Origin of the sequence: Burkholderia sp. Z1, from assembly GCF_014893795.1 — a bacterium.
Lineage (GTDB): Bacteria > Pseudomonadota > Gammaproteobacteria > Burkholderiales > Burkholderiaceae > Burkholderia > Burkholderia theae.
Map to the genome: position 1 here is coordinate 1,780,295 of NZ_JACFYL010000002.1, position 24,896 is coordinate 1,805,190.

Sequence of the window (24,896 nt, forward strand, 5' to 3'; positions counted from 1 at the left end):
TGCCGACCGTTGCGGCCGGCAGACGCTTGCCCGCGCATCCATGCCGCTGCGCCGATGCGTCAAACCGGCGCAACGGCGTGCATCGTCACGCGATCCATTCGACCCACAGCACCGTCAGCACCGTCATCAGCGCGGGGCCGACGAACAGCCCGATCAGGCCGAACGTCTCGGCGCCGCCGAGGATGCCGAACAGCACGAGCAGGAACGGCAGCCGCGCCGAGTTGCCGATCAGCACCGGCCGCACGAAATGCTCGGCGACGAACACGACGACGAAACCGAGCACGGCCACCACGACGGCCCACACGGTCGCGCCCTGCACGAACAGCCAGAGCGCCGCGCCGCAGAACACGATCGGCGCGCAGAACGGCAGCATCGCGGCGACCGCCGTCACGAGGCCGAGCAGCGCCGCATGCGGGACACCCGCGAGCGCATAGGCGATGCCGAGCAGCGCGCCCTCGCCGAGCCCGACGACGACGAGCCCCGTCACCGTGCCGAACACGGCCGCGACCATCCGCTCGATCAGTTCCGCGCCGTTGCGCCCGAATACGCGCCGCGCGCCCTGCAGCAATGCGCCCGACAACTTGTGGCCCGCGCGCAGGATCACGAACAGCGTGACGAGCATGAAGCCGAATTCGAGCAGCGCATGCGCGAGCTTCGTGCCGAATTGCCGGCCGTACGCGAGGAATTTCTCGCTGTTGACGCCGTGCATCGCGCTGGACGCATGCAGCGGATGGCCGAGATTGGCCTGCCACCATTCGGTGATCTGCGCGGCGCCGTAAGGCAGCCGGCCGACCACTTCCGGCAGCGGAATGCCGTTGTCCTGGATCGAGTGCAGCCACTCGCGCAGGTCGTGCGCCTGCCCGACCGCCTCGGTCGCCGCGATGGCGACCGGCAGCACGACGAGCAGCGAGATCGCCGCCGTGATGACGAGCGCGATGACCGTCGGCCGCTCGCGGAACAGCCGGTGCGATTCGAAGCGCTTCAGCAGCGGCCACATCGCAATGGCGCTCACGCAGGCCCACGCGATGGCGGGAATGAAGTCGCGGATCACCCACAGCGCGAGCACCAGCAGCGCCGCATACAGCACGGCGCGGGCAATCTGCTGCCCGCGCGGCCGCGCGGCGGGATCGTGAGACGACGGGACATGTACGCCCATGGCACCTCTGTCGAAATGGAAAAATGGCGGTTCGCGCAAGCCACCGGCCTGCGCGAACCGCCATTCTATCCATCGGCGCCGGATCGGCGGCGCGTTATCTCACCCGCTCAGGCCACCTTGTCGGCGATCCGGTAACGTTCGAGCCAGTGTGCGTACGGCGCGGGCAGCGTCCACGACGGGCGCTCGACGCCGAGCTGCTTCGCCGCGTAGTACGGCCAGTGCGGATCGGCGAGATGCGCGCGGCCGACCATCACGAGATCGAGCTGCTGTTCGGCGACGACGCGGTTCGCCAGTTGCGGCGTGTCGATCCCCCACGCGGACGACACCGGCAGCCCGGCCTCGCGGCGCACGCGCTCGGCGATCGGCGCGAGGAACGCCGGGCCCCACGGAATCCGTGCGTCGGGCGTCGAGAAACCGACCGACACGCTCAGCATGTCGAGCCCTGCCTGCTTCATCCGCTGCGTGAGCGCGATCGACTCGGCGAGCGTCTCGTCGTCGCGGCCGTCGTATTCGATCACGCCCAGGCGCGCGGTCAGCGGCAGATGCTCGGGCCATACCTTGCGGACGGCCGCGAGCGTGTCGACGAGGAAGCGGCCGCGGTTCTCGGCGGAACCGCCGTATTCGTCGTCGCGCTGGTTCGAATGCACCGAGAAGAAGCTCTGGCCGAGATAGCCGTGCGCGAAGTGCAGTTCGAGCCATTCGAAGCCCAGGTCGCGCGCGCGCTTCGCCGATGCGACGAAGTCGGCCTGCACGCGGGCGATGTCGTCGTGCGTCATTTCACGCGGCACCTTCGGCAGATGCGCGCCGAACGGCACGGCCGACGGCGCGATGGTCTGCCAGCCGCGCGGGTCGCCTTCGGCGATATGGTCGTCGCCTTCCCACGGACGGTTCGCGCTCGCCTTGCGGCCCGCGTGCGCGATCTGGATGCCGGGCACCGAGCCGGCCGCCTTGATCGCCGCGACCGACGGCGCGAACGCTTCGGCCTGCGCATCGTTCCACAGCCCCGCGCAGCCCGGCGTGATGCGCCCTTCCGGCGACACGGCCGTCGCCTCCGCGATCACGAGGCCCGCGCCGCCGCGCGCGATGCTGGCCAGATGCACGTGATGCCAGTCGTTGACGACGCCGTCTTCGGCGACGTACTGGCACATCGGCGGCACCGCGATGCGGTTGCGCAGCGTGACATCCTTGAGTTTGAACGGTTCGAACAGGGCAGACATCCACGACTCCTTTGCTTGGTTCTGCAAAACGACTGGGAACGCGCCGTGCGGCGCGCACGGCGGAACGATTCGGGCCGTCGGCGGGCAGATCGCGCCCGGCGACGGATACGGAACGGCGCCGGCCCGGCCGGCGCCATGTGCTTGCGTGCTTACTGGCGGCCGAGCTTCGCGAGCAGCGCCTCGGCGGCGGGTTCCGACGACGCGGGGTTCTGCCCGGTGATCAGCAGTCCGTCGGTGACGACATGCGGCGCCCAGTCGGCGCTGCGCTCGAATTCCGCGCCGTTGGTCTTCAGCATGTCCTCGACGAGGAACGGCACCACTTCCGTCAATTCGACGGCCGCTTCCTCGCTGTTGGTAAAGCCCGTCGCGCGCTTGCCGCGCACGACCGATTCGCCGGTCTTCGGGTTCTTCACGTGGCGCAGCACGCCCGGTGCGTGGCAGACGGCCGCGACCGGCTTGCCGGCCGCGAGCGCATGCTCGATCAGCCGGATCGAATGCAGATCCTCGGCGAGATCCCACAGCGGGCCGTGGCCGCCCGGGTAGAACACGGCGTCGTAGTCATCCACCGACACGTCGGCCAGCTTGTGCGTCGAAGCGAGTTCGGCCTTGGCCGACGCATCGGCTTCGAAACGGCGCGTCGCGTCGGTTTGCGACGCCGGATCGCTGCTTTTCGGGTCGAGCGGCGGCTGGCCGCCCTTCGGCGACGCGAGCGTCAGCTCGACACCCGCATCCTTGAACGTGTAGTACGGCGCGGCCAGTTCCTCAAGCCAGAAGCCGGTCTTCTTGCCGGTGTCGCCGAGCGTGTCGTGCGAGGTCAGGACAACCAGAATCTTCATGATCGGATACTCCTTCGAAAGTGGACGGGAACGGAGCCGTGCGGCGCGGCCGCCTGGATCGAGCAGGCGGCGTGCCGATCACGCAGGCACCTGACGGTTAGTCAGCTGTCGCGCGCCGACGTGCGGCGGACGTCGCCGAAAATCCGTTTCCGTCTATTAGACCAGTCGTCTAGAAATCGGTACAAAAAAAACATGCCGGCCAAGCGATACCCGATGGACTCAAGGGCAACGCCTTCAGCATCCCAGCCGCATGTGGCAATTTCGCGTCCGCGGTGCGAGTGCCGTCGCATTCATGAAGCCGGATCATATCGCCGGATTAGACCGGTCGTCTAGTAAACACCCGCTCGACCCTGCCGCCCGCATGGGTTTCACAGCGCGGCCGGGCGAGCGGCCCAATCGCCACCCGCCCGGCCCGCACCTGGCCCCAATCGTTCCGGCTACCGGCCGGTCACGTCTTAGCCCCGCTGCCCTTCGGCGCTCAGAGCAGCCCCATCCCGCCCGACGCGATGATTTCCGCGCCGACGATGAACGCGGACTCCGGCGCACTGAGGTGCAGCACCGTCGACGCGATTTCGTCCGGCGTGCCGAACCGGCCGATCGGGACGAGCCCCTTGATCTTGTCGGCCGTCGCGTCGAGCGTCGCCGCATCGAGCCCGAGCTTGCCGTACAGCGGCGTCTGCACCGGCCCCGGGCTCACGACGTTCACGCGCACGCCGTGCGGCAGCAATTCCGTCGACAGCGTCTTCGCGAACGAATTGACGGCCGCCTTGCTCGCCGCGTAGACCGACGAGCCGGGCATCCCGATGTGCGCATTGATCGAGCCGTTGATCACGATCGACGCGCCGCGGTTCAGCAGCGGCACCAGCGACTGGATCTGGAAATACGCGCCCTTCACGTTGGTGTTGAACACGAGGTCCCACATGGCCTCGTCGCTGTCGGCGAACGGCGCGAGTTTCGCGACGCCCGCGTTGATGAACACGGCGTCGAGCCGCACGCCGGCCGTCGCGATCGCGTCCGCCAGCGCGCGGGCCGACGCGACGCTGCCGGCCTCGTTGCGGATCGCGAGCGCGCCTTCGCCGAGCGTCTGCCGTGCGGCGTCGAGCGTCTGCGCGTCGCGCCCGGTGATGATGACCCGCGCGCCTTCGGCCGCGAATGCGCGGGCGGCTGCCAGGCCGATACCGCTGTTGCCGCCCGTGACGAGGACCGTTTTTCCTTCGAAGCGTTGCATGATGTTCTCCTGTGAACCGGTGAGTTGACCGTGATCACAGGATGCGCGCGGCGCCATGCGTTGCCGTACGACGCGCGTGGCGAACATGTTCGAAATCGTCGAACGTGTTCGAGCGGATGCCCCGCCCGCCTTTCTCCGTCTCAGCCGGCCACGTCGATCCCGTCGAGCAGGCGCTGCGCGAGTCTCGGCTCGCGCAATTGCTCCAGCCACCATTGCAGCGCGCGGCCGTCGCGGTCACCGCGCCATGCGACATACAGCAGGTTCGGTTCGCGCGGATCGGCCGTCCGTTTCTCGACGAGTTCGCCGCGCGCGAGCAGCGAGGCCACGCGCCGGCGCGGCACCCAGCCGACGCCGAGCCCGTCGCGCTGCGCGAGGATCTTCGCGCGCATCGACGGCACCGCGAGCATGGCCTGCCCGCCGAGCAGGCCGTAAGCGCGGCCGGCCGCGCCCCGCGACGAATCGGCGACGACGACCGCGCGATGCGCGCCGATCGCGTCCCGCGTCAGCACGTCGCTCGCGGCGGCCAGCGGATGGCGCGGCGACACCGCGAACACCCACTCCATCCCGCCCAGTTCGAACCACTTGAAGCCCTGAATCGCCGGCGGCTCGTTGGTCGCACCGACCACCAGGTCCGCGCGACCGTCGCGCAGCGCTTCCCAGGTGCCGCCGAGCACTTCGTGCGTGAAGCGCAACGACACGCCCGAGTCGAGCGCGTCGAACGCGCGGACCACCGGCAGCAGCGTGTCGAACTCCAGCACTTCGTCGCTGACGATCCACAGCCGGTCCTCCCAGCCGCTCGCGACCTGCCGCACGCGCTGCGTCAGCCGTGCGACGTCCAGCGCCAGCCGCGACGCCTCGTCGGCCAGCAATTGCCCGGCCGGCGTGAGCTGCAGCCGGTAGCCGCGCCGGTCGAACAGCAGCGCGTCGAAACGCGTTTCGAGCTGGCGTGCCGCATGCGACACCGTCGACGGCGCCTTGCCGAGCCGCGCGGCGGCGCGCGACAGGCTGCCGGTGGCGCGGATCGCGTCAAGCAGCGCAAGTTCGTCTTCGGACAGCATGGGGACGCTCCGGTTTGGGGTTGTCGTGGATCGTAAGGCAGCGGCGGGCCGCGGTCCAATCGGGCGACGGGGGCTTCGGTGTCGGCCGATGCCGGTGCCGGGAGTATGCCGACTTCCGGTATGCTGATCGGCACAAAATTACCCCAATCGAGGTAACCACTGCGATGGACATCGCGATCCGCATCGAAGGCCGTCACGACCTGACCGGGCAAATCTTCCGGCAACTGCGCACCGCGATCGTCGACGGGCGTCTCGAAGGCGGCGCGCGGCTGCCGTCGACGCGCGATCTCGCGAAACAGCTCGGCGTATCGCGCAAGACGACGCTCGATGCGTTCGAGCGCCTCGTCGCCGAGGGTTACCTGAATACGCGTGCCGGCGACGGCACGTTCATCGCCGATGGCCTCGCACGCGTGCCGCATGCTGCCGCGATGTCGGCGCCGTCGCTCGTCGAGGACACCCCGCGCATCGACGCGGTCGACGCGCGCGCGCTGTGGAACGACCTGCCCGACGCGCTCGCGATGCCCGCGCCGCAGGATTCTCCCGGCTTCGACTTCCGCGGCGGCGTGACCGACAAGACGCTGTTCCCGTTCGACGCGTGGCGGCGCTGTCTGCATCACGCGCTGCGCCAGCAGGCGCGCGGCCCCGGCCAGTACCACGACCCGGCCGGCGACCCGCAACTGCGCGGCGCGATCGCGCGCTACGTCGCGTTCAGCCGCGCGGTGGCGTGCAGCTGGGACGACGTGCTCGTCACGCACGGCGCGCAACAGGCGCTCGACCTGCTCGCGCGCGTCGTCGTGCGGCCCGGCGACGTCGTCGCGGTCGAGGATCCGGGCTATCCGCCCGCGCGGGCCGCGTTCGCATCGCTCGGCGCGACGGTGATCGGCGTGCCGGTCGACGCGCACGGCCTCGTCACGGAACGGCTGCCCGACGATGCGCGTCTCGTCTACGTGACGCCGTCGCATCAGTTCCCGCTCGGGATGCCGATGACGCTGGAGCGACGCATCGCGCTGCTCGAATGGGCGCAGCGCCGCCGCGCGCTGATCATCGAGGACGACTACGACGGCGAATTCCGCTTCGAAGGCCGGCCGGTGGAATCGCTGAAGAGCCTCGACCGCACGGGCCTCGTCGCGTACGTCGGCACGTTCTCGAAGACGATCTTTCCCGACCTGCGGATCGGTTATGCGATTCCGCCGCGCGCGCTGCGCGGCGCGCTGGCCAAGGCAAAACAGATCGTCGACTGGCACACCTGCGCGCTGACGCAGGCGGCGCTCGCGCGCTTCATGCTCGAAGGCGATTTCGCGCGGCACCTGAAGCGTGTGCAGAAGCATTACGACGCGCGCCGCAAGATGCTGATCGCGCATCTGCGCGGCGAACTCGCACAATGGTTCGACGCGATCGTGCCGACCGCCGGCATCCACCTCGCCGCGCACCTGAAGCCGGGGCTCGACGAAGCGGCGCTGGTTCGCGCGGCGCGCGCGCAGGACATCGGCCTGTACGGAATTTCGGGGTTCCATGTCGGCGTGCCGGTCCGTGCGGGGCTGCTGTTCGGCTATGGCGGGATCGACGCGCTGCGCATCGACACGGCGCTCGCGAAGCTGGCCGGATTGCTGGGTTCGGGCAGTGTGGGGAGGTTTCAGAAAACGGAAAATATTGCACGCTAAGGCCGGTCTGGTTTGGTCCTAACGTCTTCCCAACACATAAAACGGGGGGGCGTAGCCTGCAATGACATCGTGAATTGCCCCTCGAGCCGATCCCCCAAGTCGGACGTGCGATTAGCTGGAGGAACGCTTTCGCCCACAGTGGCGAGCCGTCCATGCTGCGGCATGAACCGCAGAACCTGCCAGGACACCCAAGACCCCCACGCCTGCAATCAGCATCCCCAGCGACGCCAACGCGGTCGCATCGGGCGTTCGCCTGGCAACGTCGATAGTAATTGCCGTACCTAACACCATCACCGTCGCACAAACAATCCAGTAAATCCGGGCCGCGCGCTTCGGTCGGACTCTACCCCGTCCGCATGCATGAAACAGCGCATAACCAAGACTAAACAGATAGATCAACGCCGGAAGCCCCATCGATAAAAGCCACGCTTTTGTCATCTCCATGTCACTAATACTCCTAAGAAACAAATACCGGGTTTGTCGTGGGTTGAAAACCATACGGGCCTGACAGCTCGGCTGTAGTGATTTTTCTTGCAGATACAACAACCTTACATTACCCTTCGGATTCCTGTCAAATCACATTTCCCAGGAATCACCGCTATGGATAAGAAATTGTCAAAGCAGGTACGATCGGTTGATACAAATCACATCCGACGTCTCATGTTGCTTGCTTCGGGGTCGGCGTCACTGGTGGGGCTCTTGAGATCAGCGAAAAGCTTCGCGGCAGGCGACCCCACGTTGCCCGCTATTACGGTCTCAGCCTCTCCCATTACGGACCCATACTATCCCGGCTCCGGTACGCTGGGGACTGGCGAAGTATCTCCGCTCAGACTTCCTCCCGTGCTGACGAACGGCAACATCACTGGTCCGGTATTCAAGGTCGGCGATTTTTTTCTGGTCAACGGCAAAAAGATACTTGACGCCATAGAACGCGGAGATTCCACCGGCGCCCTGGTTGAGTTTGCTACAGGCTTGCAGCACGCCACCGAAGCTGCCGTGCGCTCTCAGGCAGCAGTTTATGGATTGATAACACTTTGGCTTGCGGACCGCGGCTATACCAATCAACCCGGCGCGACCGAGTACGCATTCACAAACGTCGGAAGCATGAGTACGCTATTCGGCACATTCAGTACTTGGTATTTTAGCCACCTGCCTTCGCGACCGGCGACAGAGTTCAAATTCTATGGCACGCCGTTCATGTCTATCGCGGCAATTTATTACTGGATGTTTGGCGACGGTTCCCAGCGGACCATGAATATCGCATCTCTCAATTTAAAAATGAGCCTGGACGATTTCGACCCAATAAAAAGGGCCGTAGAAAATCCAGCATACGGACCGGGAACCTATCCATTCGATGCCGAGTTTTCAACCAATTTATTTAATCATGCAACCAAAGACCTTTGGGCCGCCGGAGTAATTGGTCGAGTCGGCGGCCGGGTCACCGGGACACTGGAAGTAAGCGCAACAGGCGACTACGTTTTCAATGGTAGTTTTACGCTCAATCCAGATCGATACAAGGCATACGACTCAAATCGGACAATTACACAAGAAGCGCTCACCAAATTTCTCGGTCTACTTGGTACCTTCGGACACAAAGACTACGATATCCTTTTCACTGGCGGTCAGAACATACAATTCTCCGGCAAGAAACCCGTAGCCTATCAACAGCCGACTAATCCCGGGGATGCTGTTCATCGTCCATCGTTTGGCGGTCGCCAACGTCCTCCCCGTTAGCCCATAAACGCGTTCGCATCGCAACTCATAGTGCGCCCACATTAGAAATGTGCGGCGCACTGTCGCCCGTCAAGTTGATGTGTTCCCAGCCCAGCGGCGACAGATAAGGCAGCAGCGTAGAATCGGTCGGCCCACCCCGCGCCTGCATAGCCTCGATCGCGCTCTCGCGAAAGGCCGTGTTCCATAGGTTCAGGCCGCCGGCCCGATAGTGCCGCGCCCCAACCAGCCTTGGCGTGCAGTACTTCCCGTTTTCTGAAGTCACCCCAGTGTCGACGCCATGTTACTGGTTACCTGAATTTACCGAAAATTGGCTATTCAAGCAGACCAATCTGCGTCTTAAAGTGGGTCCTGTCGCGCCACCCGGCGCTCCAACCGAACAAGGACCTGCCATGCAACAGCGCCTGAACTTCTATACCGCCAGCCCGAATGCGATGAAGGTGATGCGCAACGCCGAGGAATTCCTCGCGAAGAGCTCGATCGAGAAGCCGCTCGCCGAACTCGTCCGTCTGCGCGCGTCGCAGATCAACGGCTGCGCGTTCTGCGTCGACATGCACACGACCGACGCGCGCAAGGGCGGCGAAACCGACCGCCGTCTCGCGACCGTCGTCACGTGGCGCGAAACGCCGTTCTTCACCGAGCGCGAACGTGCCGCGCTGGAGTGGACCGAGGCGTTGACGCTCGTCGCCAGCAATCACGTGCCCGACGCCGTCTGGGAAGCCGTGAAGCCGCATTTCAGCGACGAGGAGCTGTTCGACCTGTCGATGCTGATCGCGACGATCAACTCGTGGAACCGCTTCGCGATCGCGTTCCGCAAGATGCCCGAGTAAGGAGACGACGATGATCCGCTCCACGCTCCATCGAGCCGCCCTGTGTGCGGGGCTCGTGCTGACCGCCGCGCTGCCGGCCGCCGCCCATGCGCACGACGCCGGCGACAACGTGCACGCGATCATGCGGCAGGCCGTGCCCGAGGCGCCCGGCAAATTCGCCGTCGTCGCGACCGTCGACTATGCGCCCGGCCAGGCTTCCGAAGCACACAAGCACCTCGGCTCGGTGTTCGCGGTCGTGTCGAAAGGCGAAGTGCTGTCGCAGGTGAACGGCGGCCCGCTGCGCCGCTACCGCGCCGGCGAAGGCTGGTACGAGGCGCCCGGCTCGCGCCACCAGGTATCGCGCAACGCCAGCGCGACCGAACCCGCGCAACTCGTCGTGTTCGGGCTGACCGGCGAACACGAGCCGCTGAAGTCGCCGATCGATCAGTAACCCCACACCGGGGCGCGTGCCATGCCCGGCCCGCGCCCCCGCTTCGCGACCGGCTTCCCCGCCGGTTTCGCCGGTTCCCTCTGTTTCTCGTTAATCACTCCCTACACGCCCCCCTCGGCACCCTGCCCGCCGCCCCATCGCGTCCCCGCTTGTCCGCGCCGCCATTCGACGCTCGCCTGATCCCGATCAAGGACGGCGAAAACCCTTCCTTGAAATTAACTAACTCATCAATTAGCGTCGATTTCATGAACGCGAAATCCACCATCGGCAAACCGCGCGGGCGCCGCCCGTCGGTGAGCGATTTCGACCTGCGCGACCACATGCTCGACGTCGCAATGCAGTTGTTCGCCGAGCGCGGCATCGCCGCGACGACGGTCGCGCAGATCGCCGCCGCCGCCGGCGTCACGTCGGCGATGGTCCACTACTACTTCACGAACCGCGAACAACTGCTCGACGCGATCGTCGAGGAACGGATCGCGCAGGCTATCGCGTTCGTGTGGCGACCGACCGAGCCGCAGATCGAAAACGATCCGTTCGCGCTCGTCGCCGAACTCGTCGACCGCTTCTTCGACGTCACGCACCGCATGCCGTGGCTGCCGTCGATCTGGCTGCGCGAGATCATCCACGAAGGCGGGCTGCTGCGCGAGCGGATGGTCCGGCGCATTCCGCTCGAGCATGTCGGACGTTTCACCGAACGCATCCGCGGCGCGCAGCAGGCCGGCACGCTGAACCCCGCGCTCGAACCCGCATTCCTGTTCCATTCGATCATCGCGCTCGTGATGCTGCCGCTCGCGACCGCGAAGCTGTGGCAAAGCGCGCGCGGCTTGCCGCCGATCGACCGCGACGTGCTGCACCGGCACGTCCGCGCGTTGCTCGGCGCCGGCCTGCAGCCGCCGACCGCCGCGCCGCGGAGTCCGTCATGAACGCCACCCGCGCGTTGCCGCTCGTACTGGCCGCCGCCGTCGCGCTGCTCGCCGGTTGCGGACGGTCGACGGACCACGCCACGACCTACCAGGGTTATGTCGAAGGCGAATTCGTGTACCTGTCGTCGTCGCAATCGGGCACGCTGACGCAGTTATCGGTCGAGCGCGGCCAGGCCGTCGCCGCCGGCACGCCGGCGTTCTCGCTCGAAGCCGCCAGCGAAACGGACGCGCTGCTGCAGGCGCAACATCAGCTCGCGGCGGCACGCGCGCAGCTTGCCGACCTGCAGACCGGCAAGCGCCCGCCGGAAGTCGCGGTCACGCAGGCGCAGCTCGCCCAGGCCACCGCGCAGGCCGCGCGGGCCGCCGCGCAACTCGCGCGCGACGAACGCCAGTACGCGGCGGGCGGCCTGTCGAAGCAGCAACTCGACGATTCGCGCACGTCCGCGCAGACCACCGCCGCGCAGGCGCGCGAGCTGCGCAACCAGGTCGACGTCGCGCGCCTGCCGGGCCGCGCGCAGCAGCTCGCCGCGCAAGCCGCACAGGTCGACGCCGCGCAGGCGGCGGTAGCCGCCGCGCAATGGAAGCTCGACCAGAAGCGCGTCGCCGCACCCGCCGCCGGGCGCGTGTACGACACGCTGTACCGTGTCGGCGAATGGGTGCAGGCGGGCAACCCGGTCGTGCAGATGCTACCGCCGCAAAACCTGAAGGTGCGCTTCTTCGTGCCGGAAGCCGCCATCGCATCGCTCGCGCCGGGGCACACGGTCGCGATCCGCTGCGACGGCTGCGCGGCCGACGTGCCTGCACGCATCACCTATGTGTCGAGCGAGGCCGAATACACGCCGCCCGTGATCTACAGCAACGAGAGCCGGACCAAGCTCGTGTTCATGATCGAGGCGCGCCCGGCCGTTGCCGACGCGCCGAAGCTGCATCCGGGCCAGCCCGTCGCCGTGAGGATGCAATGAACGCGCCGCCCGCTCCGTACGCGATCGACGTCGATCGCCTGAACAAGCGTTTCGGCGACAAGCACGTCGTGAAGGACGTCTCGCTGCGCGTCGCGCGCGGCGAGATCTTCGGCTTTCTCGGGCCGAACGGCAGCGGCAAGACGACGTCGATCCGGATGATGTGCGGCCTGCTCACGCCCGACTCGGGCAGCGGCACCTGCCTCGGCTACGACATCGTGCGCGACAGCGCGCAGATCAAGCGGCGCGTCGGCTACATGACGCAGCGCTTCTCGTACTGGGAAGACCTGTCGATCCGCGAAAACCTCGATTTCGTCGCGCGCGTGTACGGAATGCCCGACCGCAAGGCGGCCGTCGCGCGCGCGCTCGACGGGCTCGGCCTCGCGAGCCGTGCGGACCAGCTCACGGGCGCGCTGTCGGGCGGCTGGAAACAGCGTCTCGCGCTGGCCGCCTGCATGCTGCACGAGCCGGAACTGTTGCTGCTCGACGAGCCGACCGCCGGCGTCGACCCGGCCGCGCGCCGCGACTTCTGGGAGGAACTGCACCGGCTGGCCGCACAAGGAATTTCGGTGCTCGTCAGCACACACTACATGGACGAGGCGGAGCGCTGCCACAAGCTCGCTTATATCGCGTACGGCGAACTGCTCGCACAGGGCACGTCGGCGGAGATCGTCGCGTCGCAGGGGCTGTCGACCCGTTCGATCACCGGCGAGCGCCTGACCGAACTGTCCGCGCGGCTGCACGCGATGCCGGGCGTCGACCAGACGGTCGTGTTCGGCTCGGCGCTGCACGTGAGCGGCCGCGATCGCGCGCTGCTCGACGCGACGCTCGCGCAGGTCGCTGCACGGGCCGACGGGAATGGCGCACTGCAGGTCGCGCCGATCGACACCGGGCTCGAGGATGTATTCATCTACATGATGGGCCGCGCCTCCGGGCCGCCCGGCGGAGCGTCGTCATGAACGCGTGGGCGGGCCTGCGCGAATCGTTCTCGGTCGCGCGCTGGTGGAGCATCGTGCTGAAGGAATTCCTGCAGCTTCGCCGCGACCGCGTGACGTTCGCGATGATCGTCGGCGTGCCGATCATCCAGCTCGCGCTGTTCGGCTTCGCGATCAACACCGATCCGAAGCACCTGCCGACCGCGGTGATCGTCGCCGATTCGAGCCCGTTCGCGCGCAGCTTCATCGCCGCGATGCGCAATTCCGCGTACTTCGACATCGTCGAGACACTGCCCGACGAGGCAGCCGGCCGGCATGCGCTCGCACGCGGCGACGTGCAGTTCGTGCTGAGCGTGCCGGCCGATTTCTCGCGACGGCTGCTGCGCGGCGAGCATCCGTCGCTGCTCGTCGAAGCGGACGCGACCGACCCCGTCGCGACCGCGTCGGCGATCGGCGCGCTGCCGGGCCTCGTGCAGCCCGTCGCGGACAAGGACCTGACGGGGCCGCTCGCGCACCTGAACGGCCGCCCGGCCGCCTTCGACGTCGTGCTGCACCGGCTGTACAACCCCGAAGGCATCACGCAATACAACGTCGTGCCGGGCCTGATGGGCGTGATCCTGACGATGACGATGGTGATGATGACGGGCCTCGCGATCACGCGCGAACGCGAGCGCGGCACGATGGAGAACCTGCTCGCGACGCCCGTGCGGCCGCTCGAGGTGATGACGGGCAAGATCGTCCCGTATGTGTTCATCGGGCTGATCCAGGTGTCGATCATCGTCGCCGCGTCGCGGTTCGTGTTCGACGTGCCGTTCGTCGGCGGCGTGTTCGCGATCTACCTGTCCGCGCTGCTGTTCATCGCCGCGAACCTGACGGTCGGCATCACGCTGTCGTCGCTCGCGCAGAACCAGTTGCAGGCGATGCAGCTCGCGGTGTTCTATTTCCTGCCGAACATCCTGCTGTCGGGCTTCATGTTCCCGTTCGCCGGGATGCCGAAGTGGGCGCAGTTCGTCGGCAACCTGCTGCCGCTCACCTACTTCAACCGGCTCGTGCGCGGCATCCTGCTGAAGGGCAACGGCTGGGCCGACCTGTGGCCGTCCGTATGGCCGGTCGCGCTGTTCACCGTGGTCGTGATGGGCGTCGCGCTGCGCTTTTACCGGCGCACGCTCGATTAGGCGGCACACGATGAAACCGGCCTCGTATCGCGCCTCCATCACTGCCCGCGGCTTGACGTTGGCCGCTGCTGTGCTGCTCGTCACCGGATGCGCGGTCGGGCCGGATTTCCGCACGCCCGATGCGCCGACCACGCAGCACTACACGCTCGGCGAACCACCCGCGACGACGGCCGCCACCGCTGGCCCGGCCGGTGACGCGCAGACGTTCTCATCCGCCGCGCACACACCGCAACGCTGGTGGACGCAGTTCGGCTCCGACCCGTTGAACCGGCTCGTCGACACCGCGTGGCAAAACAGCCCGACGCTCGCCGAAGCCCGCGCGCGGCTCGACGAAGCGCGGCAGAACCATGCGGCCGAAGCCGGCGCGACGATGCTGCCGCGCGTCGACGCGAACCTGTCCGCCACGCGCGAGCAAGTCGACACCACCGCGTTCGGGTTGCCGGCCAACGTGCCGAATCCGGGGCCGTTCACGCTGTATGACGCATCGGTGAGCGTGTCGTACGCGCTCGACGTGTTCGGCGGCAACCGGCGCGCACTCGAAGCGCTGCGCGCGCAGGTCGACTATCAGGCATTCACGCTCGACGCCGCGCGCCTGACGCTCGCGGGCAACGTCGTCGCCACGACAATCCTGCGCGCGTCGCTCGCGCAGCAGGTCGCGCTCACGCGGCAGCTCGTCGACGCGCAGGCGCGGCAGTTGCGCATCGTCGAAGCGCGCTTCGCGGCGGGCGGCGTGTCGCAAGCCGACGTGCATGCGCAACGCGCGCTGCTCGCGCAGACGCAGGCCTCGCTGCCGCCGCTCGCGGCTCGCGTTGCGCAGGCCGATCACCGGCTCGCGATCCTGCTCGGCGCGCCGCCGTCCGACGCCGTGCTGCCCGATCTCACGCTCGATGCGCTCGCGCTGCCGCGCACGCTGCCCGTCGCGCTGCCGTCGACGCTGGCCCGCGAACGGCCGGACATCCGTGCGGCGGAAGCCATGTTGCACCAGGCGAGCGCGAATGTCGGCGTGGCCACCGCGAACCTGTATCCGCGTTTTTCGATAACGGCCGGGATCGGTTCGGAGCGCACGCGCGTCGCGGATATCGTGAGCGGGCTCAATGTCTGGAACGTCGGCCTCGGTCTGACGCAGCCGCTCTTTCACGGCGGCGAGCTGCGCGCGAAGAAACGCGCGGCCGAAGCGGCGTACGATGCCGCGTTCGCGAGTTACCGGGAAACCGTGCTGCAGGCGCTGCAGCAGGTGGCCGACGCGATGCGCGCGGTGGAGCACGACGCGGCCGAACTGCAGGCAAGAGATACCGCCGCGCGGGAAGCCGCGGCAAGCAACGCGATCGCCGGCGACCGTTACGCGGCGGGCGGGATCAGCACGTTCGACCTGCTCGACGCGCAGCGGCAGGCGTTGCAGACGTCACTCGACCGCACCCGCGCGCAGGCCGACCGGCTTGCCGATACGGCGGCGCTGTTCCAGGCGCTGGCGGGGAGCTGGACGGATGAGGCTGCGCAGTGACGGATAAGACGGCGTTGGCACTGGCCGAACACTGCGCCATCCATCGCATGATGCGCGCACCTGTCAGACCCGACTGCCGTCGCCGCCCGCTTCCCTTTGATGCCCGCTGGTGACGGAACCGGCACTGCGCACAATGCGTACCGCCAATAAAAAAACCGGCCCGAAGACCGGTTTTTCATACCGCATGCCGTAAGCGGCGCTCGCGCGCCGCGCGACATCAGAAGCGGTGGATCAGGCCAACGCCGAGGCCGATCTGGTTCTGCTTCGAACCTGCGCCCACGCCGTCGCCGATCGACGTCGTTGCAGCGATGATCTTGCCGCCGTTCAGCGTGTTGCCGCTCGAATGCTGCCAAGCTTCAACTGCGTACAGGCCCGTGCGCTTCGACAGGCTGTAGTACTGCGACAGCGTGACCTGGTGGTACTTGGCCGCGCTCGAGATGCCGTTCGACTGCGTTGCCGCCGTGTACGAGTAGCCTGCCGCGAAGTCCCACTGAGCCGCTGCCTTCCAGTGCAGCACGGCGCCTGCCGTGTTGAAGATCGCCGTGTTGCGGAACGACGAACCGACGCCCGGCGTGTACTGGACGTTCGAGTACGATGCCGAAATGTCCCATGCCGGCGTGAACTGGTAGCCCGCCGTCACGGCGATACGCTGCTGCGATTGCGCGGTCGCGTAGCCGTTGTTGATCGACGAAACAGCCGGCTGGTTGCCGTCGCCCGTCGCCGTCAGGCCGTTCTGGACCGTCGAGTTCGCGCCCCACACGCCGCCGCCGAGCGTCGCGTTGTTGACCTTCTGGTAGCCGACGGCGATGCCTGCCGGGCCGTTCAGGTACTGGATCGCCGCGCTCCACGTCGAGCCGCGGTTCGTCGCGCCTGCGACACCGCCGAACGAGTACGAACCGCCGACCGTGAAGCCGTAGAACTTCGGCGACATGTAGACGAGCGAGTTGTTCGCGCGGTAGCTGGTATCCAGCGAATCGATATCGCCCGGGTGCGCGCCGTAATAGCCGGTCAGCCAGGTCGTCGGGCTGTACGGCGACAGCAGCGTGTAGTACGCGGTGTACTGGCGGCCGGCCGTCAGCGTACCGTACGTCGCGTTGGTCATACCGACCCATGCCTGACGCGTGAAGATGCCGTTGGTCCACTGCGACGAGCCGTTAGCCGTGTTGACGCCGGCTTCCAACTGGAAAATCGCCTTCGTGCCGCCGCCGAGATCTTCGCTGCCCTTCAGGCCGAAGCGGCTGCCTGCCCACACGCCGGTGGACATCTGCACCTTCGAGTGACCGCCCGTGGTCGCACCGACTGCCGACGAGTTGTTCTGCCAGGCGATACCGTTATCGACGATACCGTACAGGGTCACGCTGCTCTGGGCGTGGGCGGCGGTAGCGGCTGCAAGGCCAACTGCCGTCATGGCGAAAGCGACGCGCTTTTTCATTGATTCTCCGTCCTCAAAGAATGATTTCTTTTCTGGTGTGGTTTTATGACTGACACATGTGCGAGTACATGCCGGCGCAATTCTGACGGATTACCGATTGTTTCCCAACATGTGCAGTCGGTCATCGTATGATCGACGCAACGCGCGGGTTCACCAAGCGGTTACATAACACCTGAAAACGCTTACGCGGCGGGCATTTCCGGCCTTTCCCGGTGAAAACCCTAGCTTTACATTTTTACTGGTGTAACACGACCGTCCGATGTCGTCAGACGCCTTCGGCATAAATTCATCTTACAAATGCGCGATCGGGACCTGACATCCGATTCACGCCGCCGCGCAGGATCGCTGACATTCATGACACCCACATTTCGGGAAACGAATTCATGAAAACGTTTTAGTCCGCACGCGGGAGATCGAACGGGAGCGGCCCGGCGAACGCGGGCCGAAGGGGATGCCGGCGCGCCGCGCCGGCGAGATTCAACGCGATGCGGGCTGGCCGAGCCGCGCGGTCACCGCATCGGTGAGCGCGGTCATGCGTGCGCGGATCGCCGCGTTCGAGCCGACGAGCGCGAGCGACGACGCCATGATCCGGTAGATGCGCTTTCTCGGCACCTTGGCCGGCTGCGCCGGGTCGAGCCACGCATCGTGGCCGGCCAGCAGCTCGAGCGTTTCGAGGCCGATCATGATCGGCCACAGGCACGCGAGCCGCAGCCGCACGAAGCGGCGCGGGATCGCGAGCGTGTACAGGCAGGCGTCGCGATACTGGTCGAGCGCGACGCGCAGCAGGTCGACCAGCACGCCGCGCGTACGCGCCGACGCATCGGGCTGCATCAGGTCGGCGAAGACGAGCCCGTGCGCGGCCAGCACGTCGTCGGGCAGGTAGCAACGGCCGATGCGCAGGTCCTTCGCGCAATCGCGCAGGATGTTGGTCATCTGCAGCGCCTTGCCGAACCGGATGCCCTTCTCGCGCATGTCCGGCAGGTCCCAGTTGCGTGCGGCGCGCGTGTGCGCGCCGGTCATGTCGGTCCAGAACTCGCCCACGCAGCCCGCGACGAGATACGTGTAGCGATCGAGCAGGTCGCGCGTCGGCAGCGACGCGACCTGCCCCGACTGCTCGTCGGGAAACGTGCGCAGGTCGAACTCCATACCCGACGTGAGCGTCGCGACGACCTTGCGGATCGACGCGCGGTCCGCGTCGGGCTGCGCGCGCAGCAGCGCGAGCATCGGCTCCATCGAGCCGAGCAGCACATGCTCGTGCGAATCGGTCTGCATCCGCGTCACGTCCTCGAGCGAACGCGACAGCGCCGCGCCGTCGCCGAGCCGTTCGATCTCGTCGCGCAGGCCGGTCAGCAGCGCCGCCCGGCGGTCGGGTGCAACGAGCGCCGTGTCGGCGATCGTGTCGGCCGCGCGCGCGAGCAGGTACGCGAGGCCGACCGGAGCGCGCATGCCGTCGGGCAGCACGCGCAGCGTCAGGTAGAAGGAGCGGGAAACGTTCTTCAGCAGCTCGCCGAGCAGATAGGCGGGATCGGTATGGGTCGTCATGGGTCGGAAAAAATCGGCCGGCGCGCGCCTCGGACGCTCAGAGCGCCGGGCGCCCGCGCCGGCCCGCGAGTCGCCGCATCGTCGCGCCAGGCGGGCGCCGGCCCCGGTGCGGCGATGCAAAATTCCCGCAAGTTTAGTGCATCCGGCGCGCGACCTCCCGGCGACGGCCGGATTGCGGTGCGCGCACGGGCGCCGTGCCCCCTTCTACTGCGCGCATCACGCCCCGAACAAAATAGAAAGACACAAGTAATACATATGTAATTATTCGGTGCGACGATCGCGTCCCGTTCGATTCCGTCCGGTGCGACACGACAGCCGTACCGGCGGAGCGACCGCCCTTTTCCGACTCACGTTTCGAAGGCTCATCGACATGCTCCTCAAGCGCCCGAGCGCCCTGCGCTACGTCCCGTTCGCCTGTGCCGCCGCTTTCCTGCTCGCCGCGTGCGGCGGCAACGACGATCTGACGTCCGATCCCACTCAGCCGATTTCCGCGAAGGTCCAGGTGGTCGGCCATCGCGGCGCGAGCGCGCTGCGTCCCGAACACACGCTCGCGTCGTACCGCAAGGCGATCGAGGACGGCGCGGACGTCATCGAGCCCGACCTCGTGTCGACCCGCGACGGCGTGCTCGTCGCGCGCCACGAGAACGAGATCTCGGGCACGACAAACGTGTCGGTACTGCCGCAGTTCGCGAGCCGCAAGGCGACCAAGACGATCGACGGCGCGCAGTTGACGGGCTGGTTCACCGAGGATTTCACGCTGGCCGAGCTTAAGACGCTGCGCGCCCGCGAGCGCATTCCGCAGGTCCGCCCCGCGAACACCGCGTACAACGACCAGTTCGAGATCCCGACGTTCGACGAAATCGTCGCGCTCGCGAAGCAGATGTCCGCGCAGACCGGCCGCACGATCCACCTGTACCCGGAAACCAAGCATCCGACCTACTTCCAGTCGATCAACCTGCCGCTCGAGGACCGCCTCGTCGACGCGCTGCTGAAGGATGCGTATACGTCGCGCACGGCGACCGTCTACATCCAGTCGTTCGAGGTCGCGAACCTGAAGACGATCCGCAACCGGATCAAGTCGAGCCAGCCGAACTGGAAGCTCGTGCAGCTGATGGACGAAGCCGGCCAGCGCCCGTACGACTTCGTGAAGGCAAACGACAAGCGCACGTACGGCGACCTGTCGACGCGCGACGGCATGCGCGAGATCGCGACCTATGCGAACGGCGTCGGCCCGTACAAGACGTCGATCATTGCGGTTGCCGCGGACGGCACGCTGCAGCAGCCGACGCCGTACGTGCGCTACGCGCACGAGGCCGGCCTCGTCGTGCATCCTTACACGTTCCGCCCGGAGAACAACTTCCTGCCCGCATCGCTGAAGGACGGCGGTACGCCGAGCACGCGCAACACCGCCGGCTCCGTGCGCGAAATCCAGGCCTACCTGCGCGCGGGCATCGACGGCTTCTTCACCGACGATCCGGCCGTCGGCCGTACGGCCGTCGATACGTTCAAGCGCTGATCGCGCGGGACGTGCCGGACGTGCGGTAACCGGGCCGGCGCGCAACGTGCCGCGCCCGGTCGTGCCGCTTCGGTCAGATCACGTTGAAGTGGTGCGTGCCGTCCCGCTTCAACTGGTCGACCAGCCCGTATTCCCAGTCGAGATACGCCTGCATCGCGGCAGCCGCGTTGTCGGTGCCTTCGTACGGGCGCCGGTAGCGGTCGACACGCGGCGAAGCAAGGCGCGTCTCGCCGCTTTCGAGCGGCAGCCCGGCGTCGATCCAGGCGGCCGTGCCGCCGGTCAGCACCGAGATGTCGGCCGAAGCCGGCAGCAACGCGCGCGCGTCGTCGGCCGCGAACCGCGCAAGCAGGCTCGATCCGCACGTGAACACGTAGCGCTTCGCGGGCGGGATCGCCGCGAGCGCGTCGCGCAACTGCGCACGCACGACGAACCAGGCGCCCGGGATATGGCGCTTCACGTAGTTCGCGCTGGCCGTCACGTCGACGATCGCCAGTTCGCCGGGCGCGGCTTCCTTCAGCCAGCCCGCGAGCGTCGCGGGCGACACGTCGGTCGCGGCCGGCGTGACCGGCACGTCGCGCGGCGGCTGGCCGCGCTCGCCGAACGCCGCCGCGCCGGCCGGCTCGACGACGTGCACGTCCCAGCCCATCTGCGCGAGCCACGACGCGGTCATGTCCGCGCGCACGCCGTCGTCGTCGGCAAGCACGATCCGCGCGCCGCGCACGGCCGCGTGATGGTCGGTCTCCTGCACGAGCTGGCCGCCCGGCGTGCTCAGGAAGCCCGGCAGGTGGCCGGCCTCGTACTCTTCCGGCGTACGCACGTCGAAGCGGTACAGCGTGCGGCCCGGCTCGTCGAGCGCAGCGACGTCCGCGAGCGCAATGCGCGGCACGCCCGCACGTTCGGCCACGGCGCGCGCGGCCTGGCGCGCAGCGGCGCGCTGTGCCGCGTTGATCTCGTCCGGAAAGCGGCGCGCGGCGCCACGCTCGAGCGTCTGGCCGGCGAGCGTCCAGCCGATCGTGCCGTTACGCAGTGCCGCGACCGGGTTCGGCAACCCCGCATTGACGAGCGACTGCGTGCCGATGATGCTGCGCGTGCGGCCCGCGCAATTGACGACCACCTGCGTCGCCGGGTTCGGCGCGAGCGCGCGCACGCGCAGCACGAGTTCCGCGCCCGGCACGCTCGTCGAGGTCGGGATGTTCATCGTCTGGTATTCGTCGAAACGGCGCGCGTCGACGATCACGACATCGGCCTTCGCATCGATCAGCGCCTGCACTTCCTGTGCGGACAGCGACGGCGTATGCCGCTCGGCCTCGACCCATTCGCCGAACGACTTGCTCGGCACGTTCACGTCGATGAACAGTTCGCCGCCCGCGGCCACCCAGCCCGCGAGGCCGCCGTCGAGCAGCCGCACGTCGGTATAACCGAGCTGTGCAAGCTTCGCGGCTGCGCGCGGCGCAAGATCCTCGCCGCCCGCTTCGCCGAACACGACGATCGGCGTGTCGCGGCGCGGAATCCGCGTCCACGCGTCGAGTTCGAGTTTCGACAGCGGAAAGTTGGCGGCCCACAGCGGGTGGCCCTGCGCGTACGGATCTTCCTCGCGTACGTCGATCAGCGCGATCTCGTCGTGTGCAAGCAGGCGCGCGCGCACGTCCTGATATGACGCGACGGGAAAGCGGGAGGTGGAATCGGCGGATTGCGTCACGATGTCTCTGTCTGATTCGGTTGAAGTCGGTGAAGAAAACAAAACGGATGAATCTTGAGCCTGCCGGCGCGCGCCCGCAACGAGCCGCGCCAGCGGGCCCGGCGTCAGGCGTTCGAATAACCCGACACGAAAGGCTTCACGGTGCCGTCGTCCAGGAACACCGCGCGCTCGACCTTGCCGATGTTCGCGCCATACACGTGGATGCTGATCGATACGCGATCGGCGAATGCGTTGGTCACGCGATGGACGTCGCCGATGCGCGGCGACACGGCCTCGACCTGCCCCGGTTCCAGCCGCACGGCTTCGCCGAACGGCACGGGCTTGCCCGCTTTGCCGAACCGGTACGGCTGCGAGAACTCGCCGCCGCGCAGCATCCCGATCAGCCCCCACACCGTGTGGTTGTGGATCGGCGTCGTCTGGCCGGGCCCCCACACGAAGCTGACGACCGAGAACCGCTCGTCCGGGTCGAGATGCAGCAGGTACTGCCGATAGCGCGCCGGATCGGGCTCGGCAAATGCGTCGGGTAACCAGTCGTCGTGTGAGACGAGCGCGGCGAGCAGCGCGCCGCCCTCGTCGAGAATGCGCGCCTCGTTCGCGCCGGACGCGAGCAGCGCGCCCAACGCGTCGACGAACGGACGCAGCGGCGTCTGATGCAACGAAAGCGTACTCATCGGCTGGCTCCTCGAATATGATGCCGAATATGATGGATCGTCATGATGCACCCGAAAGACCATGCAGAACAAACATGAAAATTAGCGATATCGACGCTTTTGCAGCGGTCGTCCGCTGCCAGACCCTGAGCCAGGCCGCAGCCGAGCTCGGGATGACGCAGCCGGCGATCACGCGGCGCGTCCAGAATCTCGAGGAAGCGCTCGGCGTGATCCTGCTCGATCGCAACACGAAGCCGCCGCGCCCGACCGACATCGGCCGGCGGGTATTCGAGCAGTGTCGCGCGATCCTGCGCGAAGTCGATGCGCTGCGCGAACTGACGGCCGGCGAGCAGCCGCCCGCCGGCGAATTCCGGATCGGGCTCACGCAGGGGCTCGGCGAGCTGATGCTGCCGGCGCTGATCGCGGAACTCGCCGCGCAGTGGCCGGCGCTCGCGACGCAGGTCACGACCGCATGGGGCGGCACGCTGGTCGAGCGCGTCGCCCGCCGCGAGCTCGATGCGGCGCTCGTGTTCCTCGCGCGCGAGATGGTGCTGCCGGCGCAGGTCGAAGGCGAGCGATTGCTGGCCACACGGCTCGTCGTCGTCGGCCGCAAGGGCGACTGGCCGCGCCGTGGCTACCGGCTCGCCGATTGCCACGCGCGCGGCTGGGTGCTCAATCCCGACGGTTGCGGTTTTCGCGCGGGCTTGCGGCGTGCGCTCGACGCGCAGGGCCTGCCGATGCCGGTCACGCTCGACACCTACGGCCGCGACCTGCAACTGCAGAGCGTCGCGAACGGCTTCGGCGTCGGGCTGATGCCGCTGCCGCTCGTCGACGGCAGCCCGCTGCGCGATGCACTCGACATCGTGCCGCTCGCCGATTTCAAGCCGCAGATCGATCTGTGGTTGCTGCGCCGGCACGACGCGGCCCGTTTCGACGCGCCACTCGCGGCCGTTGCCGCACATGCGCGCACCGCGTTCGCGTTGCCCGAACAGACGCACGGCAAGGCTGCGTGACCGTATGGGGCGGCGCCTGCATGACGTCGCCCTGTTTGCCTGCGCGGCAACCCTGCACCGCTCACGCATCGTTTCGACCGCGTTCGCCCTCGTGGCGTGGCGTCCCGCCCGCCTCACCGTTCGTTTCACCCCGGCTCGCAGCTTCGAGCACCTCGCGCCCCGCCGCCACCGCGATCGCATCGTCCTGCGGCGTATGCACGCGGCTGCACAGCACGTCGCGATAGTGACGCTCGAGCGGGTTGCCGCGGCTCAGCCCGTGATTGCCCGACAGCTTCAGCGCCTGTTCGACCGCACGGATCGCGTGCTCGGTCACCGTCCGCTTGACGAGGCCGCTGGTCGTGACCGATGGCGCATCGCCCGCGTCGGTGCGCGCGATGTGATCGTCGAGCAGCACGCGGTTCGTATGCAGCCAGCCCTCGATTTCGCCGACCGCCTCCTGCACGCGCGGCAGCGTCGCGAGCGGCGCCCCGAGCCCGCTCGGCGCACGCGTCGTCGCGAATCCGGTCAGCCAGTCGCGTGACGCGCGCGCCACCGCGTCGTACAGGCTACCGAGCAGCGCGACCATCCACGCCTGCTGGTCGGCCTGTGCGTCGGCATCCGCATGCGTCGCGGCGGACACGGCCCACGCTTGCGGCGCGCGCACGTCGACCGCGTGATCGGCCGGCAGCCGCACGTCGTCGAACACGACCTCGTGGCTGCCCGATGCGCGCAGGCCGAGGTGATTCCAGCTTTCGATCACGCGGATCCGATCGCCATCCGCATCGCGGTCGCGCGGCACGAGAAACACGCCGACACGCGGCTCCGGCTCGTCGGTGCGCGCCCACACGGCCAGCCAGCGCAGCGCCGGAATCCCGGTGCTGTACAGCTTGTGGCCGGACAGCCGCCAGCCGTCGCCGTCACGGCGAGCAATCGTTTCCGGCAGACCGCCGCGCGACGGCGAACCGAGCGCGGGCTCGACGCGCAGCGCGTTGATCAGCGCGCCGAGCGCGACCGCGCTGTCGAACACCGCGCGCCGTGCCGGTGCCGGCCAGCGGTTGTCGGCGCGGCCGAGCGCGCGATGTTGCAGATACGTCATCGTCAGCACCAGCGCGGTGGCCGGATCGGCGCGCGCGACGGCCGCAACGATCCGGCTCGCCTGTGCGAGCGTCGCACCGGCGCCGCCATGCTCGCGCGGCACGACCTGCGCTATCAGTCCCGCGCGATGCAGCCGCGCGAAGTTCTCGTGCGGAAAACGGCCGTCGACGTCGTTGCGGGCCGCATCGGCGGCGAGTTCCGGCGCGAGGCGGTCGAGCAGCGCGGCGACGCGCGCGTCGTCGGCAGCGTCGGCGGTGTCGGCAGGCAAGAGACGCAGCGAAGGCGGCTGCGGCGACGGCGAGGAAGCGGCAAGGCTGGCGGACATCGAGA

At 67.7% G+C, this 24,896-nt stretch carries 22 protein-coding genes and 1 pseudogene; 11 read left to right on the top strand and 12 right to left on the bottom strand.

Annotated elements, in window-relative coordinates; all coding sequences use genetic code 11:
* Nucleotides 1-85: 85 nt before the first annotated feature.
* The 5 genes from H3H55_RS25005 to H3H55_RS25025 form a co-directional block, all read right to left on the bottom strand.
* On the bottom strand, nucleotides 86-1,156 hold the full coding sequence (locus H3H55_RS25005; protein WP_193100640.1) for an AI-2E family transporter: 1,071 nt from the start codon (nucleotides 1,154-1,156) through the stop codon (nucleotides 86-88).
* A gap of 107 nt (nucleotides 1,157-1,263) precedes the next feature.
* On the bottom strand, nucleotides 1,264-2,373 hold the full coding sequence (locus H3H55_RS25010; protein WP_193100641.1) for an NADH:flavin oxidoreductase/NADH oxidase: 1,110 nt from the start codon (nucleotides 2,371-2,373) through the stop codon (nucleotides 1,264-1,266).
* Between the two features lie 149 nt (nucleotides 2,374-2,522).
* Entirely contained in the window at nucleotides 2,523-3,209 is a 687-nt protein-coding gene (locus H3H55_RS25015) for a type 1 glutamine amidotransferase domain-containing protein (RefSeq protein WP_193100642.1), read from the bottom strand.
* Nucleotides 3,210-3,687: 478 nt separating this feature from the next.
* Complete coding sequence (locus tag H3H55_RS25020) at nucleotides 3,688-4,437, bottom strand: SDR family oxidoreductase (protein ID WP_193100643.1); 750 nt, start codon at nucleotides 4,435-4,437, stop codon at nucleotides 3,688-3,690.
* Nucleotides 4,438-4,577: 140 nt separating this feature from the next.
* Nucleotides 4,578-5,495: a LysR family transcriptional regulator gene (locus H3H55_RS25025; RefSeq protein ID WP_193100644.1), complete on the bottom strand. Its 918-nt coding sequence runs from the start codon at nucleotides 5,493-5,495 to the stop codon at nucleotides 4,578-4,580.
* A 164-nt stretch (nucleotides 5,496-5,659) separates the two neighbouring features.
* Here H3H55_RS25025 and H3H55_RS25030 point away from each other — a divergent pair, with 164 nt between their 5' ends.
* The gene (locus tag H3H55_RS25030; RefSeq protein ID WP_193100645.1) at nucleotides 5,660-7,156 is read left to right on the top strand and encodes a PLP-dependent aminotransferase family protein; all 1,497 of its coding nucleotides are present in this window, start codon (nucleotides 5,660-5,662) and stop codon (nucleotides 7,154-7,156) included.
* 111 nt (nucleotides 7,157-7,267) lie between these two features.
* Here H3H55_RS25030 and H3H55_RS25035 read toward each other — a convergent pair whose 3' ends face one another.
* Nucleotides 7,268-7,600, bottom strand: a complete 333-nt coding sequence (locus tag H3H55_RS25035) for a hypothetical protein (RefSeq protein WP_193100646.1) — start codon at nucleotides 7,598-7,600, stop codon at nucleotides 7,268-7,270.
* Nucleotides 7,601-7,756: 156 nt separating this feature from the next.
* Between H3H55_RS25035 and H3H55_RS25040 the strand changes: the two genes are divergently transcribed.
* A complete protein-coding gene (locus tag H3H55_RS25040) occupies nucleotides 7,757-8,890 on the top strand; it encodes a lipid II-degrading bacteriocin (protein WP_193100647.1) in 1,134 nt (377 codons plus the stop codon).
* Between the two features lie 25 nt (nucleotides 8,891-8,915).
* Here H3H55_RS25040 and H3H55_RS25045 read toward each other — a convergent pair.
* Nucleotides 8,916-9,104: pseudogene (locus H3H55_RS25045) on the bottom strand (Tn3 family transposase); the annotation flags it as partial.
* Nucleotides 9,105-9,279: 175 nt separating this feature from the next.
* On the opposite strand from H3H55_RS25045, the gene H3H55_RS25050 reads away from it, so the two are divergent.
* The 7 genes from H3H55_RS25050 to H3H55_RS25080 all read left to right on the top strand — a co-directional run bounded on the left by H3H55_RS25050 (nucleotide 9,280) and on the right by H3H55_RS25080 (nucleotide 15,640).
* On the top strand, nucleotides 9,280-9,717 hold the full coding sequence (locus H3H55_RS25050) for a carboxymuconolactone decarboxylase family protein (protein ID WP_193100648.1): 438 nt from the start codon (nucleotides 9,280-9,282) through the stop codon (nucleotides 9,715-9,717).
* 10 nt (nucleotides 9,718-9,727) lie between these two features.
* Entirely contained in the window at nucleotides 9,728-10,147 is a 420-nt protein-coding gene (locus tag H3H55_RS25055) for a cupin domain-containing protein (protein WP_193100649.1), read from the top strand.
* Nucleotides 10,148-10,392: 245 nt separating this feature from the next.
* Nucleotides 10,393-11,070, top strand: coding sequence for a TetR/AcrR family transcriptional regulator (locus H3H55_RS25060; protein ID WP_193100650.1), 678 nt, complete (start codon nucleotides 10,393-10,395; stop codon nucleotides 11,068-11,070).
* A complete protein-coding gene (locus H3H55_RS25065) occupies nucleotides 11,067-12,032 on the top strand; it encodes an HlyD family secretion protein (RefSeq protein ID WP_193100651.1) in 966 nt (321 codons plus the stop codon). Before H3H55_RS25060 ends, H3H55_RS25065 begins: the two co-directional genes overlap by 4 nt.
* A complete protein-coding gene (locus H3H55_RS25070) occupies nucleotides 12,029-12,988 on the top strand; it encodes an ABC transporter ATP-binding protein (protein ID WP_193100652.1) in 960 nt (319 codons plus the stop codon). Before H3H55_RS25065 ends, H3H55_RS25070 begins: the two co-directional genes overlap by 4 nt.
* Nucleotides 12,985-14,139, top strand: a complete 1,155-nt coding sequence (locus H3H55_RS25075) for an ABC transporter permease (protein WP_048245376.1) — start codon at nucleotides 12,985-12,987, stop codon at nucleotides 14,137-14,139. Before H3H55_RS25070 ends, H3H55_RS25075 begins: the two co-directional genes overlap by 4 nt.
* Before the next feature lie 10 nt (nucleotides 14,140-14,149).
* Nucleotides 14,150-15,640, top strand: a complete 1,491-nt coding sequence (locus tag H3H55_RS25080; RefSeq protein WP_193100653.1) for an efflux transporter outer membrane subunit — start codon at nucleotides 14,150-14,152, stop codon at nucleotides 15,638-15,640.
* Nucleotides 15,641-15,857: 217 nt separating this feature from the next.
* Here H3H55_RS25080 and H3H55_RS25085 read toward each other — a convergent pair whose 3' ends face one another.
* Nucleotides 15,858-17,072, bottom strand: a complete 1,215-nt coding sequence (locus H3H55_RS25085) for a porin (RefSeq protein ID WP_193100654.1) — start codon at nucleotides 17,070-17,072, stop codon at nucleotides 15,858-15,860.
* Between the two features lie 477 nt (nucleotides 17,073-17,549).
* Entirely contained in the window at nucleotides 17,550-18,614 is a 1,065-nt protein-coding gene (locus H3H55_RS25090; RefSeq protein WP_193100655.1) for a squalene/phytoene synthase family protein, read from the bottom strand.
* A gap of 370 nt (nucleotides 18,615-18,984) precedes the next feature.
* Between H3H55_RS25090 and H3H55_RS25095 the strand changes: the two genes are divergently transcribed.
* Nucleotides 18,985-20,130 (top strand): glycerophosphodiester phosphodiesterase, encoded by a 1,146-nt coding sequence (locus H3H55_RS25095; protein WP_193100656.1) that lies wholly within the window; start codon nucleotides 18,985-18,987, stop codon nucleotides 20,128-20,130.
* Between the two features lie 73 nt (nucleotides 20,131-20,203).
* Here H3H55_RS25095 and H3H55_RS25100 read toward each other — a convergent pair whose 3' ends face one another.
* The gene (locus H3H55_RS25100) at nucleotides 20,204-21,829 is read right to left on the bottom strand and encodes a rhodanese-related sulfurtransferase (RefSeq protein WP_193100657.1); all 1,626 of its coding nucleotides are present in this window, start codon (nucleotides 21,827-21,829) and stop codon (nucleotides 20,204-20,206) included.
* A 104-nt stretch (nucleotides 21,830-21,933) separates the two neighbouring features.
* The gene (locus tag H3H55_RS25105; RefSeq protein WP_193100658.1) at nucleotides 21,934-22,500 is read right to left on the bottom strand and encodes a cysteine dioxygenase; all 567 of its coding nucleotides are present in this window, start codon (nucleotides 22,498-22,500) and stop codon (nucleotides 21,934-21,936) included.
* A 17-nt stretch (nucleotides 22,501-22,517) separates the two neighbouring features.
* On the opposite strand from H3H55_RS25105, the gene H3H55_RS25110 reads away from it, so the two are divergent.
* Nucleotides 22,518-23,492 (top strand): LysR family transcriptional regulator, encoded by a 975-nt coding sequence (locus tag H3H55_RS25110; RefSeq protein WP_193100659.1) that lies wholly within the window; start codon nucleotides 22,518-22,520, stop codon nucleotides 23,490-23,492.
* Between the two features lie 61 nt (nucleotides 23,493-23,553).
* Here the strand turns inward: H3H55_RS25110 and H3H55_RS25115 are convergent, their stop codons facing one another.
* The gene (locus H3H55_RS25115; RefSeq protein WP_193100660.1) at nucleotides 23,554-24,891 is read right to left on the bottom strand and encodes an acyl-CoA dehydrogenase family protein; all 1,338 of its coding nucleotides are present in this window, start codon (nucleotides 24,889-24,891) and stop codon (nucleotides 23,554-23,556) included.
* Between the last annotated feature and the right edge of the window lie 5 nt (nucleotides 24,892-24,896).